This is a genomic window from Sphingomonas sp. SORGH_AS_0950, assembly GCF_030818415.1.
Classification (GTDB): Bacteria; Pseudomonadota; Alphaproteobacteria; order Sphingomonadales; family Sphingomonadaceae; genus Sphingomonas.
Genome location: NZ_JAUTAE010000001.1, coordinates 2,450,268 through 2,464,879 on the forward strand (window position 1 = coordinate 2,450,268; position 14,612 = coordinate 2,464,879).

A 14,612-nucleotide genomic window follows, 5' to 3' on the forward strand; every position below is an offset into this window, starting at 1 on the left:
GCGCGGGGGTGCATCATAAGCATGGTCCGGGGCGACCGCCATAGTTTTGATCGGAGGAGGTAATTCCTCCCTATAAGGGGAGGCGGCAGGACGAAGCCCTGACGGAAGGGGGGTCGGCCTATCGATAGCGGGACACCCCTCCGACGCGCTGCGCGCGCCACCTCCCCTTGCAGGGGAGGAATGTTACCCCGTCAGCCCGGCCGCCGTCGCCAGCCCCAGAAACGCCAGGAAGCCGATCGAATCGGTGGTCATCGTCACGAACACCGACGACGCCACCGCCGGGTCGGCATCGAACCGGTCGAGCGTCACCGGCACCAGCACGCCTGCCAGCCCCGCGACCAGGATATTGGTCATCATCGCCGCCGCGATCACCATGCCCAGCGCCGGATTGGCGAAGACCAGGCTGACCCCCACCCCGATCACCGCCGCGACCGTCACGCCGTTCATCATCGCCACGCGAATCTCGCGCAGGATCGCGCGGGTCGTGTTGGAGCGGGTCAGCTGGTTGGTCGCCAGCGCGCGCACCGTCACCGCCAGCGTCTGCGTCCCCGCATTGCCGCCGACCCCCGCGACGATCGGCATCAGCGTCGCCAGCGCCACCATCCGCGCGATCGTCCCCTCGAACGCGGCGATCACCGAAGAGGCGACCATCGCGGTGACCAGGTTGGCGATCAGCCAGCGGACGCGGCTCTTGTAGCTGTCGAGGATCGGCTCGTTGATGTCACCCTCGCCCGCGCCCGACAGGCGCAGCACGTCCTCGCCCGCCTCCTGCTGGATGATGTGGACGATGTCGTCGACGGTGATCATGCCGACCAGCCGCCCGCTGCCATCGACCACCGCGGCCGAAATCAGCGCATATTTCTGGAAGCGCAGCGCGACCTCTTCCTGGTCCATGTCGACCGGGATCAGCGTCTGTTCGCGCTTCATCACGTCGCCGATCGCGATGCCGCCCGGCGCGCGCAGGATCCAGGACAGCTGGCACGTCCCGATCGGACGATGGCCGGGATCGACGACGAAGATTTCCCAGAAATCGGTGGTCAGTTCCTCGTCGCCGCGCAGGAACTCGATCGTCTCGGCCACCGTCCAATGCTCGGGCACCGCGATCAGTTCGCGCTGCATCAGGCGGCCGGCGGATTCCTCGGGGAAGGACAGCGCCTCCTCGATCGCGGCGCGGTCGTCGGGGTCGAGCGCGCGCAGCACCGCACGCTGCTCATCCTCGTCCATGTCCTCGATGATCGCCACCGCGTCGTCGGTGTCGAGCTCGGAGGCGATGTCGGCGACTTCATGCGGTTCGAGCGCCTGGATCAGCTGCTCGCGCACATAGTCGTTCATCTCGGCGAAGACGTCGCCGTTCAGCAGGTCCGCGACCGCGCGCGCCAGGCTGACCCGCTCCTCGTCGTCGACCAGTTCGAACAGGTCGGCGATGTCGGCGGGATGGAGCGGCTCGACCAGCGCTCGCGCGCCCTCGTCGTCGCCCGCCTTCAGCGCGTCGAGCACGGCGGTGACATATTCGGGCTTCAGCCGGTCGTCCTCGTCCAGCTGGGTTTCCGGCAACGGGGTCTCGGTTTCGAGGTCGGGGAGTTCGGTGTCGCTGATCTCGGCCTCCCTCGATGGAACATGAACGCGGCGTCATGCCTCTATCGCGCGGTGCCCGCATTTGCCAGCGGGCACAGGAATGCCTACCTGCGGCACATCAACCAAGGAAGACCCTTATGGCCGAGACTTTTTCCAAGCTGACCCTGACGCTCGACAGCGGCGATGTCGTCATCACGCTCCGCCCCGACCTGGCGCCCGAGCATGTCGCGCGCATCGGCGGGCTCGCCAATGAAGGTTTCTACGACGGCGTCGTGTTCCACCGCGTGATCCCCGGCTTCATGGCGCAGGGCGGCGACCCCACCGGCACCGGCATGTCGGGTTCGGACAAGCCCAATTTGAAGCAGGAATTCAACGCCGAGCCGCATGTGCGCGGCACCTGCTCGATGGCGCGGACCAACGACCCGAACTCGGCCAATTCGCAGTTCTTCATCTGCTTCGACGATGCGCGCTTCCTCGACCGCCAGTACACCGTCTGGGGCCAGGTCGAGAGCGGCATGGAGCATGTCGACGCGCTCCCCAAGGGCGAGCCGCCCCGCAATCCGGGCAAGATCCTGAAGGCGACCGCGGAGTAATTTTCGCGAAACGCCGGAAGGGGGGAGTCTCGAAAGGGGCTCCCCCCTTTTTTTGTTTGGCCCCAACTTCTCCACGCGCACGCCCCTCCCGCAGGCGGGAGGGGATGGGGGAGGGAAAGCCACGGGCGACGCACTCGGTGAGACGCCCTACCCTCCCCAACCCCTCCCGCCTGCGGGAGGGGCTATCGTTGCGGGAGAGGGAGCAGCCCCTCTCAACCGTCCCGGAAAACCGGCCACCGCCGCGCCATGTTCGCCGCAACCGCCTCGCGGTGGTTCTTCCCCCGCATCAAGGCCACCTGCTCGGCGCTCTCCATCGCCAGCATCGCCTCCGGCGCGCAGCCCATCGCCCCGAACAGCCGTTTCGCGCTCCGCACCGCATCGGGACTCCGCCCCGCGATCGTGCGGGCGAGCGCCAAGGCCTCCCCCCGCGGGTCGTCGACCAGCCGGGTCACGAGCCCCGCCGCCTGCGCCTCGGCCGCGTCGAACTCGCGCGCGGTATAGACCCATTCGCGCAGCACATCCTCGCGCACGCCGCGCCACAGCGCGAAGCCGCCCATGTCGGGGACGATCCCCCAATGCACCTCGCGAATCGCAAAGCGCGTCGCGGGATGCGCCAGCCGGATGTCGGCGCCCGCCATGATCTGCGTCCCCCCGCCAAACGCCACGCCGTGCACCGCCGCGATCACCGGCACCGGCAGCGTCCGCCAGCCCCACGCCACCTGCTGCACCCGATTGGCCGGGCCATGGCTCCGCGCCGACAGGTCCAGACCCGCCAGATCGCCCCCCGCCATCGCCGCCATGTCGAGCCCCGAGCAGAAACCCTCCCCCTCGCCCGACAGCACCACCGCGCGCACATCCGCCCGCACCGCCAGCGTCTCGATCGCCCCGGCCAGCGCATCGAACATCGCACGGTCGATCGCGTTCAGCTTTTCGCCGCGCGCCAGCCGGACATCGGCGACGCCCTCCGTCACCGTGATCGTCACCCGGTCGTTCATCCCACTCTCCTTTTGCGCATCGTTGATGTAGAGCATCGGCCCATGGGGTTCGATATTGAACGCTTCACGGCGATGGGCGGCTTTGGCGGCCATGGACGGCATCTGGGGATGCAGTACCGGACGCATGGGGACGACTGGGCGGAGCTGGCTTTGCCCTATGGCGCGCGGCTGATCGGCGATCCGGCCAGCGGAGTCATCGCCTCGGGCCCGATCGTCGCGATGATGGACATGGCGACCAGCCTGTCGGTCTGGCTGAAGCGCGGCGCGTTCGAGGCGCATGTCACCGTCGACCTGCGCGTCGACTATCTGCGCCCCGCCGTGCCGGAGCGGACCGTGATCGGGCGCGGCGAATGCTATCGCATCACCCACAGCATCGCCTTCGTCCGGGGCATCGCGCATGACGGCGATCCCGGCGATCCGGTGGCGCATGTCGCGGGCACCTTCATGCGGCTGAACGCGGGGGTGGAGGCATGACCCCGCCGCGCACCGCGATCGGCACCCAGATGGTGCTGCCGCCCTATGCCGAGTGGCTGGGCTGTTCGATCGAATGGGTCGAAGAGGTGCCGGAACTGGTGATGCCGTTCGGCGACCATGTGATGGGCTGGCCGGGGCTGCTTCAGGGCGGCGCGATCGCGGGGCTGCTGGAGGTGGCGGGCATCGCCGCGCTGACCCATCGCCTGTCCCTGGAGGGGGCGGCGCGGATCAAGCCGGTGACGGTGACGACCGACTATCTGCGCACGGGCCGCGACCATCCGACCCGCGCGGTCGGCACCATCCTGCGCCTGGGCCAGCGGATCGCCAATGTCGAGGCGACCGCCTGGCAGGAGGATCGCGACCGGCCGATCGCGACCGCGCGGCTGAACTACCGCATCCTGCGCGACTGAGGCTTGGCCAGCGCCCGCCGGATCGCGGTATCGGCGACCGGCGCCATCGCGGCATAGCCCGCCGCCGTGGGATGCACCCCGTCGGTGCCATAAGCGGGGTTCAGCGCGTCGCCGACATGCAGCACCGACCAGTAATCGGCATAGGTCGCGCCGATGCGCGCGGCATAATCCTTCAGCCAGCCGTTCATCGCGGCGATGCGCGGGGCCGGGTTCACCCCCGGCTTCCACTCGAAATGATCGGCGGGCGGGATCGAGGCCAGGATCACCCGGATGCCATGCGCCTGGGCCAGCTCGACCATCGACATGATGTTGCCCTGCACCTGCGCATCGGTCGTCGGGCCGGTATTGCCCGCAATGTCGTTGGTGCCCGCCATGATCTGCACGACCGCGGGCTTCAGGTCGATCACGTCCTGCCGAAAGCGCAGCAGCATCTGCGAGGTGGTCTGCCCGCTGATCCCGCGCCCGATCCGGCCGGGGGTGAAGAAGCCCGGCGCGCGATCGACCCAGTTCTGCGTGATCGAATCGCCCATGAAGACGATGCGCGGACGGCCCGGCACCGGCGCCGCGAGCTTCGCATTGTCCTCGCGGTAGCGCGCGAGATAGCCGAAGTCGTTGTGCAGCCGCTCCTCCCATTCGCGCGCCCAGCGCTGGCCGTCGGTCTCCTTCACCTGTGCGACGGCGGGCGCGGCCAGGGTCAGCGCGAGCAGCGCGGCCAGGGTGAGGCGGCTCACGGACGCAGGTCCGCGCCGGTGGCGGTGACGTTCCAGCCGCGCAGCGTGACGCTGGGCCTGTCCGCCTTGGCGGTGGGGTAGCGGACTTCGATCACGCGGCTTTCTCCCGGCAACAGGGTGACGTAATTGTCGCTGAAATAGGCGGGCAGGACCTGGGTCCCGTCGGCGTTCATCACGGTCAGCTTGGTCTCGATCGCCGGGACCGTGCCGCTGTTGGTCAGGGTGACGTTGGCGAGCGTCTCCTCGCCCTGCCCCTGCAACGCCGTGCTGGCCGTGACGGTCGCCGCGCCCATCGTCGTCAGCGCGCGATAGCCCGCATCGTCCTGCGCCTGCCAGTAGCTGTTGGTCGACAGCAACTGTCCGCCCGCATCGCTCGCCTCCAGCCGGACGAGCACCGGCCCGCGCTTCATCGCCGAGGCCAGGTCGAGGGTCAGGACCGGCGTCACCCCCTCGGCATTGGCGGCGAGCTTCGTCTCCTGGTCCGATTCGACCCGGCCATCGAGCCCGACGACCCGCGCGCGCACCTGCACGCCCTTCAGCGCGTCGCGGGTGTTGTTGACCAGCACGACGCGGTGGTCGGGCAGGTTCATCTGGACATGGATCGGCTCGGCGGCCTTCTTCACGCCGTAGAAGGCGGCATGGGTGTCATAGTCGGACGAGAAGATCTGCCAGGCCGAGGACGGCCAGGCGGGTTGCGTCATCCACAGCATCCGGCCCGAATTCTCGGTCCAGAGCCCCGCATTCATCCCCTCGAAGATGGCGCGATAGGATTCATATTCCATCATCTGCGCCTTGCGCTCGAAATCCTCGAGCCCGGTGGCGGGGCCGAAGCGGCGTTCGAGCGCGGCGGTGAAGCTCTTGACCGCGCCGTTCCCGGTCTGGTGCCAGTCGTGATAGGCCCAGACATCGCCGATCGGCCAGCGATCCGCCTCGGCCGGGATGGCGCGCTTCCACGCCTCCAGCGTCGGCAGCGAGGGGGTGCCGACCTCGACCGAAAAGCCCTTGGCGAGCGTGGTGAAATAGTCGGCGGGCGGCCGCCAGTCATAGGGGCCCGACCCTTGCAGGTTCACCGCGTTGGACGAAGGCATGTAGAGCCGCGTCCCGTCCTCGGCGCGCAGCAGCGTGTCCAGCCCGGTATTGAGGATGGGCTGCGGCACCCCCTCGTTCCGGCCGAACCAGGCGACGATCGAGGGATGGTTGCGATAGCGGCGCACCACGTCCGCCGCGTTGGCGAGGAACAGCTGCGGGTCCTCGGCCTCCATATTGTAATCCTGGGTCGACTCCCAGAAATCGGACAGGACCATCAGGCCATATTCGTCGGCCAGGTCGAAGAAGCTGTCCTCGGTATTCTGCCCCACCCAGTTGCGAACGATGTTGAGATGCGCGTCGCGGTGGAGGCGGAAAAAGGGCTCCAGATGCGCACGGTCGATGCGCTTCATGAAATCGTCCATGCCGATATTGCCGCCGCGCGCCGCGATCCGCACGCCATTGACCCGCAGGACGAGATAGGGGGCGAGGCGCGGATCGTCCTGCACCTTGGCGACCGCCGCCGACTGGGACGCGCCGGGGGTGAAGCTCATCGCCCAGCCATTGGCGGTCTTGCGGATGCCCGCATGGCTGGTGTCGACCACCCGCTGGCCGCCCCGCACCCGGTTGAGGTCCAGCGTCACCCGCTCCAGATCGCCGTCATCGTCGAACAGCGACAGGTCGTACGTCACCTGCCGCATGCCGAAGCGCAGACCCTTGCTGTCCGACAGCGCGCCATCGACCGCCGCGGTCAGCGCCAGATCGTGCAGCGCGGGGTCGCCATAACCATTGGGCCACCACAGGCGCGGATTCTTGACCGACAGTTGCGGGAATTCGGACGGTGACAGGACGGCGCGGATCGTCTGGCCCGGCGCGACCATCACCGGCTTTTCGACCACCACGTCATCGAACACCGCGCGGACGGTCGCCGTCACCGGCGCTTGGCCGGTATTGGTGACGGGGACCGCGATCTCGACATCGGCGACCGAATTGTCGGGCTTGGGCAAGGTCGTGACCACCTGTGGGTCGCCGATCACCGCCGGGCCGGTCGCGGCCAGCGTCACCCCCTGCCACAGCCCGGTATTGCGGTCGCGGACGCTCGGGATCCAGTCCCAGCCCTCGGTCGCGACGAAGGTGGGGCCGTCCATCATCTGGACGCCGCCATTCTCGCCCACGCCCGCCGTCATCGATTCCTCATGCGCCAGGCCGGGATGCGGCGGCGGCGAGACGCGCACCGCAATGGCGTTGCGCCCGGCGGCCAGCGTCACGGGGAAGCGGCCCCGGATGAACGCGCCCTTCATCGTGCCCGCCATCCGGCCATTGACCCAGACCTCGGCCGAATAGTTCACGCCGTTGAAGGTCAGCCACATCTGCCGCCCGGCGGCTTGCGGAGGCGTGTCGAACTCGGTGCGGTACCAATAATCCTGCCGCGCCAGCGTCTCGGGGATCGCCAGATTGTTCAGCCCCACCGCCGGATCGGGATAGACGCCGCGATCGACCAGCGTGGTCAGGACCGTGCCCGGCACGGTCGCGACATACCATTTGTCGGCGTCGAAATTGCCCTGCGACAGGTCCGCGCCGCCGGGGCCGACCTTCGCCGCCTCGATCAGCCGCCAGCCATTGACCGCCCATTGCCCGGTCGCGGTGGAAACCAGCGCCGCCGCCTTCGGCTCGGGCTTCGCCGTGCCGCTGGTCGGGATCGGCGCCCTGGACTGGGGCAGGGTCCAGGCATCCTGCGGTACGGTCTGGCCCTGCATCTGGCGGGTCTGAAAGGGCCAGCTCGGGCTGCCGGTCTGGAGCGCCAGCTTCGCCGGGTCGGGCGCGCGCCGCGCGGCGACGCGGATGGCGAGCGGATCGACCGCCTCGCGCACCATGCGGAAGTCGATGATCCGGCCCGCGAAGATCGGCTGATAGCTGCGCGGGGCCAGGGTCGCGACACCCGTAACGGGCTCCAGCGACAGGCCGCGCTGCACCACCTGCCGCCCGTTCACGAACAGCCGAACGACCTTGCCGTCATAGCTGGCGGCGATATGCGTCCATTTGTTGCGGTCGGCATCGCCGCCGCCCTGCACCACCCCCGCCTCGGTGACGAGCGCGGGCTGGCCGTCGACCAGCGCCAGATAGCGGCGGGGCCCCCGGGTCGGATCGCCGAAGCCGCCGATCAGCATCGTCGTGCCCTTGCCCGCGACGCTGCGCGGCTGGACCCAGGCGGACAGCGTCCAGGTGGCGGCGGCCACCGGCGTCGTCTCGATCGCGCGGGCGTAGGAATCCCCCCCCGGCGGCAGGTCCGCATTGATCGGGCCCAATGGCTGGGCGGGGGGAGACGCGGGGGCGGTCTGCGCGGATACGCCCAGGCTCCAGCATAGCGCCGTCATCGATGCCAGAGCCCCTATCGCCCTTGCCGCCGCCACGCTCATGCCTGCTCCCTTTTGAATTGCCGCCGGATAAAGCAAATGAAAAGCCGTAAAGTCAAAGGGCGCAGCATATGTTCCTCCCCTTGCAGGGGAGGTGGCAGGGCGAAGCCCTGACGGAGGGGTGTCGCACTCTCGATAATGGGGACACCCCTCCGTCACGCTTCGCGCGACACCTCCCCTTGCAGGGGAGGAATAGGGGTTATCCCCCGAAACGATCGATCGCCTCGCCGATGCCGGTCCAGACTTTACCGAGCTGCGCCGGGGTGATCGAATAAGGCGGCATCACATAGATGGTGTTGCCCATCGGCCGGACGAGCAGATCGGCCTCGCGGAAATGCGCGAGCAGCCGGGGGGCGAGGTCGGAGAGATAGTCCTGCCCCGCGCCCAGTTCGAACGCGGCGATGGTGCCCAATTGGCGGGGGCTATGGACCGCCGCCCGGTCCGCGATCCCCGCCAGATGGCGGCCTTGCGCCGCCGCCAGTGCATCGATGCGGTCCTGCACCGGCTCCTCGCGCCAGATCGCCAGATTGGCCGCCGCCGCCGCGCAAGCGATGGGGTTGGCGGTGTAGCTGGACGAATGGAAGAACTGCTTCGACCGGTCGCTCTCCGACCAGTGCGCCTGGAAGATCGGCTCGGTCGCCAGCGTCACCGCCAGCGGCACCGCACCGCCGGTCAGCCCCTTGGACAGGCAGAGAATGTCGGGCACCACCCCCGCCTGGTCACAGGCGAACAGCGTGCCGGTACGACCCCAGCCGGTCATCACCTCGTCGGCGATGAACAGCACGCCATGGGCCGCGCAGATCTCGCGCATCGCCACCAGCGTCTGGGGACTATAGAACAGCATGCCCCCCGCCCCCAGCACCAGCGGCTCGACGATGAACGCCGCCGCGCCCGCCCGGCATTCCGCCTCCAGCGCGTCGAGCGTCGCCTGCACGTCGCTGGGAAAGGGAATGGTGCCGACATCGAAGAGCAGCGGCGCATAGGCGCGGTTGTACACGCCGCGCGCGCCGACCGACATCGCGCCGATGGTATCGCCGTGATAGCTGTGTTCAAGGACCAGGATACGGTGGCGCAGCTCGCCCCGGTTGAGCCAATAGCCGAGCGCCATCTTCAGCGCGACCTCGACCGCCGTGGAGCCCGAGTCGGAGAAGAAGACCCGCGTCAGTTCGGGCGGGGTGATCCGCACCAGCTCGGCGGCGACCGTCTCGGCGGGTTCATGGGTCCAGCCCGCGAAGATGATCTGGTCGAGCTTGCCCGCCTGCTCGGCGATGGCGGCGCTGATGCGCGGATGGTTGTGGCCGTGGGTCGTCACCCACCAGCTGGAAATGGCGTCGATCACCTGCCGCCCGTCGACCGTGGTCAGCACCGCGCCGGAGGCGGTGGCGACACGCGGGATCGGTTCGCCCAGCCCATGCTGGGTGAAGGGGTGCCAGACCGGCGAGGTCATCGGAAATCCGCGACGTCGAAATTGGCGGCGAAGGCCTCTGCCAGCGTCTGGCGGGTCACCTCGGCAAGCCGCGGCAGGCGGCCGAGCCGCTTCACCCCGCCGATCGCGGCGATGGTCGCCTCGCTATCCTCGACCGCTTCACCGACAAAGGCGACGCCCAGGATCGGCACCCCGCGCGACCGCAACGCCTCGATCGACAACAGGCTGTGGTTGATCGTCCCCAGCCCGGTCCGCGCGACCAGCACCACGGGGCGGCCCCAATGCGCGAACAGGTCGGCGAACAGCAGTTGCCGGGTGACGGGCACCAGCACGCCCCCCGCCCCCTCGGCGACCAGCGGCCCGTCGACCTGCGGCAGCGCGAGGCGTGCGCGGTCGATCTCCACCCCGTCGATCTCGGCGGCGCGGTGCGGCGAGCACGGCGTCTTCAACCGATAGGCGGACGGCAGGACCGGACGGCCGCTGAGCCGCGCCACCGTCTCGGCATCGCCATGCCCCTCCTCGTCGGTGCCCGCCTGGACGGGTTTCCAATAGCTCGCCCCCAGCGCAGCCGTCAGTGCGGCGGAAAAGACGGTCTTGCCGATCTCGGTATCGGTGCCGGTGACGATGACGGTGCTCATGCCAGAACCTCCTGCAATGCCTGGTCGAGGGCGAGGATGTCCGCCGCCTCGACATTGAGGGTGATCGACAGCCGCAGCCGCGCCGCGCCCACCGGCACGGTCGGCGGGCGGATGCCGCGAATGTCGAAGCCGCGCGCCTGCAATGCCTGCGCCGCGCGCATCGTCCGGCCATTGTCGCGCAGTATCAGCGGCATGATCGGCGTGCCCCGTGCGGAGGCGCCGTGCCTTGCCAGATGCTCGCCCGCCAGCGCGATCCGCGCGTGGAGCGCCGCGCGCCGCTCGGGTTCGTCGGCCAGGATGCGCAGGGACTCGCGCACCCCGCGCGCCATCAGCGGCGAGGGCGCGGTGGAGAAGATGAACCCCCGCCCGCGATTGACCAGATAGTCGCGCAGGATGGCGGGTCCGGCGACCAGCGCCCCCTCGCACCCCATCGCCTTGCCGCAGGTATGCAGCGTCACCACCCGCTCGCCCGGCGACGAAAGCCCCTGTCCCCGGTCGCCGAAGATGCCGGTGGCGTGCGCCTCGTCCACCACCAGCATCGCGTCGTGCCGCTCGGCGACCGCCATCAGGTCGGCCAGCGGGGCGGTGTCACCGTCCATGCTGTAGAGGCTTTCGACCGCGATCCAGGCCGTGCCCTTGCCGCCCTGCGCGCGCCAGGTCCGGATCGCCTGCTCGAACGCGCCCGCGTCGTTATGCGCCGCCGCCACCGAGGTCGCGCGCGACAGCGTCATCCCCTCATGCATGCTGGCATGGACCAGCGCGTCATGAACGATCAGGTCGCCGCGCTGCGGCAGCGTCGCCATGATCGCGACATTGGCGGTATAACCCGAGGAGAAGTAAAGGCTTGCCTCCGCGCCGAAAAAGGCGGCGGCCTCCGCCTCCAGCGCCTCATGCTCGGGGTGGTTGCCGCGCAGCAGCCGCGAGCCGCCCGAGCCGACGGGCACGCCCTGCTCGATCGCCCGCGCCATCGCGGCGGCGAGGCGGGGGCTGTTTGCAAGGCCGAGATAATCGTTGGAAGCGAAGTCCTTGCCCGCCATCGGGGCCAGCACCCGCAATCGGTCCCGCGCGGCCAACCGGGCCAGATCGGCGCGATGAAAGTCCAGCATGGGGGCTCCGTATCGCGCTTGATGCGCGAGCGAAACCCGGAATGGTCGGGGATTTCCTTGGCCTTCGGCTTCGCTCAGGCTGAACGGAGCGAGGTGTTCAAGACCAACTATCCCAACCTCCGTTCAGCCTGAGCGAAGTCGAAGGCCACGCCCCAACCAGCCGTCAAACCGGCTCCGCCAACGTCACGATCGAAACCCCCGGCGTCATCGGCGCGCGGCCGACCAGATGCCGTTCCAGCCGGAAGATCGCCTCGAACGCCTTGTTGAGCGGCGCGGGTGGAGGCGAGTCGTCGCTGTCGTCGCGGCCCGTCAGCCGTCCGGCGATGCGCGCGGCGGCGGCGAGCGGGAAGAGCAGCGAGTTGAAATAGGTCAGCTTGCGGGGGCGCAGCCCCGCCTTCTCGATCGCCGAGACCAGAGTCCCCTTGGAATAGCGGCGATGGTGGTGGTTCACCACGTCATGCGCCGACCACATCCATTGATGCGCCGGCACCGCGATCAGGATCTTGCCGCCCGGCTTCAGGCAGGACTTCATCGCGGCGAGCGCGGCGACATCGTCCTCGATATGCTCGACCACGTCGAGCACCGCGATCAGGTCATAGGCGCCGCGTTCGATCCCCGGCAGTTCGGGCAGGGGGGCGGCCCCCACCGGCTTGCCGAGTCGCTCCGACGCGATCTCACGCGCGGCGGGATCGATCTCGATCGCGTCGACCGTGCCGAAACCGGCCAGCATCGGCAGATTGTGCCCGGTGCCGCAGCCGATCTCCAGGATGCGCGCCTCGCCCGGCAGCTTGCCATAGCGGGTCAGATAATCGGCCAGGATGTCGCGGCGCGCGCGATACCACCAATGGGTGGAATCATGCGCGGCCATGCGGTCGTAAACGATACGGTCCATGAACTTATCCGAAGACCCATTGGCGGTTGAGCGCGAAGGTCGCGATCGGTGTGATCGTGACCACCGGGATCAGCGCGACCCAGGGTTGTTGATGCAGGAGCCCGGTGGCGATCCACGTGAAGACCGCATTCAGCACAAGTCCAAAGCCTTGTACCACCAGGAATTTCAGATGCTGCCGCCCGCTGGAGTCGCGGGTGCCGTGCCCGCGAAAGCTCCACGCGCTGTGCAGGAAGAAGCCGAAGATCACCGCGACCAGAAAGGCAGGCGGCACCGCCAGCACCGCCTTGTCATGCGGCAGGACCCAGGACGTCAGCGGCAGATAGACCGCCGAATAGACGACCGTCGACAGCCCGCCCGCAATGCCGAAGCGGATCAGCTGGCCCAGCATCCCGCTGTCCCGCCACCGCCCGATCCGCTGCTGAAGAGTCGCCACGCCGCCGTCTTGCCCTTTACGTCGCCCGCGATAGAGCGGAGCCCGAAGTCCTGCGCCTTAGGCCGCAGGCGGTTATGAGGGAAGCGTCTTTGGAACGTCTGAAGGGCGAGATCGACCGCAACTGGCGGCAATGGGTCATGGTCGCCTGGGTCGCGATCGCCGCCTGGTACGTCTATGACCGCTGGGGCCAGATCCGCTGGTGGTCGCTGGGCGACACCGACGACAATATGCGGCTGATGCAGGTGCGCGCCTGGATGGCGGGCCAGGGCTGGTACGATCTGCGCCAGTATCGGATGAACCCGCCGGTCGGGTTCGACATCCATTGGAGCCGGATCGTCGACCTGCCGATCGCGGGGCTGATCCTGTTCTTCCGCCTGTTCACCACCCCCGCCTGGGCCGAGCGGCTGGCCTGCGGGATCGCACCGACCATCCCCCTGTCGATCGCGATGCTGGGAATCGCGGCGACGATGCGCCGCCTGATCGCGCCCTATGCCTGGCCGCTGGGGATCGCACTGCTCTATTGCGCGGGTTCGACCCAGTTGATGTTCATGCCGATGCGCATCGACCATCACGGATGGCAGCTTGCGATGCTGGCGGTCACGGTCGCCGGGTTGTGCGATCCGCAGGCGCGGCGCGGCGGCGCGCTGGTCGGCCTGGCCAGCGCGGTGTCGCTGTCGATCGGGCTGGAGATGCTGCCCTATGCCGCGATGGCGGGGGCGATCCTGACGCTGCGCTGGGTCTGGGACCGGGACGAGGCGTCGCGGCTGGCGGTCTATGCGCTGACGCTCGGCGGGGGAAGCGCGGCGGGGTTCGCCGCCTTTGCCTCCAACGCCAATTACGCGATGCGCTGCGACGCGCTGACCCCGGTCTGGCTGTCGGTGACGGTGGTGGCGGGGGCGCTGCTGTTCCTGCTGGCGCGGATCAACCCCGAGTCGCGCGCCGCGCGGCTGGGCCTTGCCGTGCTGGCGGGCGCGGTGATCGCGGGCGGCTTCGCCTGGCGCTTTCCGCAATGCCTGACCCGGCCCGAACAGGTCAGCCCCGAATTGCAGCGCAACTGGCTGAACAATGTCCGCGAGGCCAAGCCGATCTACAAGCATCCGCTGCGTATCGCGCTGCCCATGGTCATCATGCCGATCATCGGGATGATCGGGGCGATCGTCGCGGCGGTGCGGCGGCGTACGATCGGGTGGACCGCGATCGCGCTGTTCACCACCTTCGCCTGCGCCATGCTGTTGTGGCAGGCGCGCGCGGCCCCGGCGGCGCAGATGCTGGCGGTGCCGGGCGTCGCGGCGCTGCTCTGGATCATCCTGCCCTGGATCAACCGCCTGCCCTCGCCGCTGCTGCGCGTGCCGGTGATGGTCGCGGCCATCCTGGTGCCGAGCGGCATCGCCACCGCGCTGATCTTCAACCATTTGCCGGTCGGGCAGGCCAATGCCTATGCCGCGCGGGTCAACCGCGCGACGGGGCAGTGCGTGCGCACCTCGGTGCTGGCGCGGCTCAACGCCTATCCGGCGGCGACGGTGTTCACCTTCGTCGATCTGGGGCCGCGGCTGATCGTGACCACCCATCATGACGCGATTGCGGGGCCCTATCACCGCAACGGCGACGCGATCCTGGACGTGCAGCACGCCTTTCAGGGCGGCGAGGCGCAGGCGCGCGCGATCATGAAGCGGCATGGCGCGACGTTGTTGCTGCTATGCCCCGACATGTCCGAGTCGACCAACTACCGCGCGCGGGCGCCGGGGGGCTTTTACGACCGGATGGCGCATGGCTGGGTGCCGGACTGGCTGACCCCGCTGCCGCTGCCCAAGGGGTCGCCGCTGCGGCTGTACCGGATCAACTGATCCGCTTGCGGGGCGGTGGCAGGCCGTCGGGCCTGACGGAAGGGGGCGACCTCAT

General features: G+C 68.9%; 13 protein-coding genes. 4 read left to right on the plus strand and 9 right to left on the minus strand.

What is annotated here, in order from left to right; genetic code table 11:
- Positions 1–183: 183 nt before the first annotated feature.
- Complete coding sequence (gene mgtE / locus QE385_RS10775) at positions 184–1,596, minus strand: magnesium transporter (RefSeq protein WP_307104678.1); 1,413 nt, start codon at positions 1,594–1,596, stop codon at positions 184–186.
- Positions 1,597–1,712: 116 nt separating this feature from the next.
- Between mgtE and QE385_RS10780 the strand changes: the two genes are divergently transcribed.
- The gene (locus QE385_RS10780) at positions 1,713–2,168 is read left to right on the plus strand and encodes a peptidylprolyl isomerase (protein WP_261268364.1); all 456 of its coding nucleotides are present in this window, start codon (positions 1,713–1,715) and stop codon (positions 2,166–2,168) included.
- Positions 2,169–2,380: 212 nt separating this feature from the next.
- Here the strand turns inward: QE385_RS10780 and QE385_RS10785 are convergent, their stop codons facing one another.
- On the minus strand, positions 2,381–3,163 hold the full coding sequence (locus QE385_RS10785) for a crotonase/enoyl-CoA hydratase family protein (RefSeq protein ID WP_307104681.1): 783 nt from the start codon (positions 3,161–3,163) through the stop codon (positions 2,381–2,383).
- A gap of 42 nt (positions 3,164–3,205) precedes the next feature.
- Here QE385_RS10785 and QE385_RS10790 point away from each other — a divergent pair, with 42 nt between their 5' ends.
- Complete coding sequence (locus QE385_RS10790) at positions 3,206–3,637, plus strand: PaaI family thioesterase (protein WP_307101674.1); 432 nt, start codon at positions 3,206–3,208, stop codon at positions 3,635–3,637.
- A complete protein-coding gene (locus QE385_RS10795) occupies positions 3,634–4,047 on the plus strand; it encodes a PaaI family thioesterase (RefSeq protein WP_307101677.1) in 414 nt (137 codons plus the stop codon). The genes QE385_RS10790 and QE385_RS10795 overlap by 4 nt, the downstream gene beginning before the upstream one ends.
- On the opposite strand, the gene QE385_RS10800 is transcribed toward QE385_RS10795, so the two are convergent.
- From QE385_RS10800 to QE385_RS10830, 7 genes are all read right to left on the minus strand, one after another.
- A complete protein-coding gene (locus QE385_RS10800; protein ID WP_307101678.1) occupies positions 4,026–4,778 on the minus strand; it encodes an SGNH/GDSL hydrolase family protein in 753 nt (250 codons plus the stop codon). The two genes, QE385_RS10795 and QE385_RS10800, sit on opposite strands and share 22 nt — an antisense overlap.
- A complete protein-coding gene (locus tag QE385_RS10805) occupies positions 4,775–8,221 on the minus strand; it encodes a LamG-like jellyroll fold domain-containing protein (protein WP_307101680.1) in 3,447 nt (1,148 codons plus the stop codon). Before QE385_RS10805 ends, QE385_RS10800 begins: the two co-directional genes overlap by 4 nt.
- A 196-nt stretch (positions 8,222–8,417) precedes the next feature.
- Positions 8,418–9,626 carry an adenosylmethionine--8-amino-7-oxononanoate transaminase gene (locus QE385_RS10810; RefSeq protein ID WP_373424718.1) on the minus strand — a complete coding sequence of 403 codons (1,209 nt, stop codon included), beginning with the start codon at positions 9,624–9,626 and terminating at the stop codon, positions 8,418–8,420.
- Between the two features lie 35 nt (positions 9,627–9,661).
- Entirely contained in the window at positions 9,662–10,282 is a 621-nt protein-coding gene (gene bioD / locus QE385_RS10815) for a dethiobiotin synthase (RefSeq protein ID WP_307101683.1), read from the minus strand.
- Entirely contained in the window at positions 10,279–11,388 is a 1,110-nt protein-coding gene (locus QE385_RS10820; protein ID WP_307101685.1) for an 8-amino-7-oxononanoate synthase, read from the minus strand. Before QE385_RS10820 ends, bioD begins: the two co-directional genes overlap by 4 nt.
- Positions 11,389–11,551: 163 nt before the next feature.
- Positions 11,552–12,280, minus strand: a complete 729-nt coding sequence (locus tag QE385_RS10825) for a bifunctional 2-polyprenyl-6-hydroxyphenol methylase/3-demethylubiquinol 3-O-methyltransferase UbiG (RefSeq protein WP_307101687.1) — start codon at positions 12,278–12,280, stop codon at positions 11,552–11,554.
- A gap of 4 nt (positions 12,281–12,284) precedes the next feature.
- Positions 12,285–12,668: a GtrA family protein gene (locus tag QE385_RS10830; protein WP_307104683.1), complete on the minus strand. Its 384-nt coding sequence runs from the start codon at positions 12,666–12,668 to the stop codon at positions 12,285–12,287.
- 119 nt (positions 12,669–12,787) lie between these two features.
- Here QE385_RS10830 and QE385_RS10835 point away from each other — a divergent pair, with 119 nt between their 5' ends.
- A complete protein-coding gene (locus QE385_RS10835; protein WP_307101689.1) occupies positions 12,788–14,557 on the plus strand; it encodes an AcrB/AcrD/AcrF family protein in 1,770 nt (589 codons plus the stop codon).
- The last annotated feature ends 55 nt before the right edge of the window (positions 14,558–14,612 follow it).

Coding starts and splice junctions, on each gene's coding strand:
- QE385_RS10835 (WP_307101689.1), top strand. CDS start 12,788: ATGAGGGAAGCGTCTTTGGAACGTCTGAAGGGCGAGATCGACCGCAAC.
- QE385_RS10780 (WP_261268364.1), top strand. CDS start 1,713: ATGGCCGAGACTTTTTCCAAGCTGACCCTGACGCTCGACAGCGGCGAT.
- QE385_RS10805 (WP_307101680.1), bottom strand. CDS start 8,221: ATGAGCGTGGCGGCGGCAAGGGCGATAGGGGCTCTGGCATCGATGACG.
- QE385_RS10795 (WP_307101677.1), top strand. CDS start 3,634: ATGACCCCGCCGCGCACCGCGATCGGCACCCAGATGGTGCTGCCGCCC.
- bioD (WP_307101683.1), bottom strand. CDS start 10,282: ATGAGCACCGTCATCGTCACCGGCACCGATACCGAGATCGGCAAGACC.
- QE385_RS10785 (WP_307104681.1), bottom strand. CDS start 3,163: ATGAACGACCGGGTGACGATCACGGTGACGGAGGGCGTCGCCGATGTC.
- QE385_RS10825 (WP_307101687.1), bottom strand. CDS start 12,280: ATGGACCGTATCGTTTACGACCGCATGGCCGCGCATGATTCCACCCAT.
- QE385_RS10820 (WP_307101685.1), bottom strand. CDS start 11,388: ATGCTGGACTTTCATCGCGCCGATCTGGCCCGGTTGGCCGCGCGGGAC.
- QE385_RS10790 (WP_307101674.1), top strand. CDS start 3,206: ATGGGGTTCGATATTGAACGCTTCACGGCGATGGGCGGCTTTGGCGGC.
- QE385_RS10830 (WP_307104683.1), bottom strand. CDS start 12,668: ATGCTGGGCCAGCTGATCCGCTTCGGCATTGCGGGCGGGCTGTCGACG.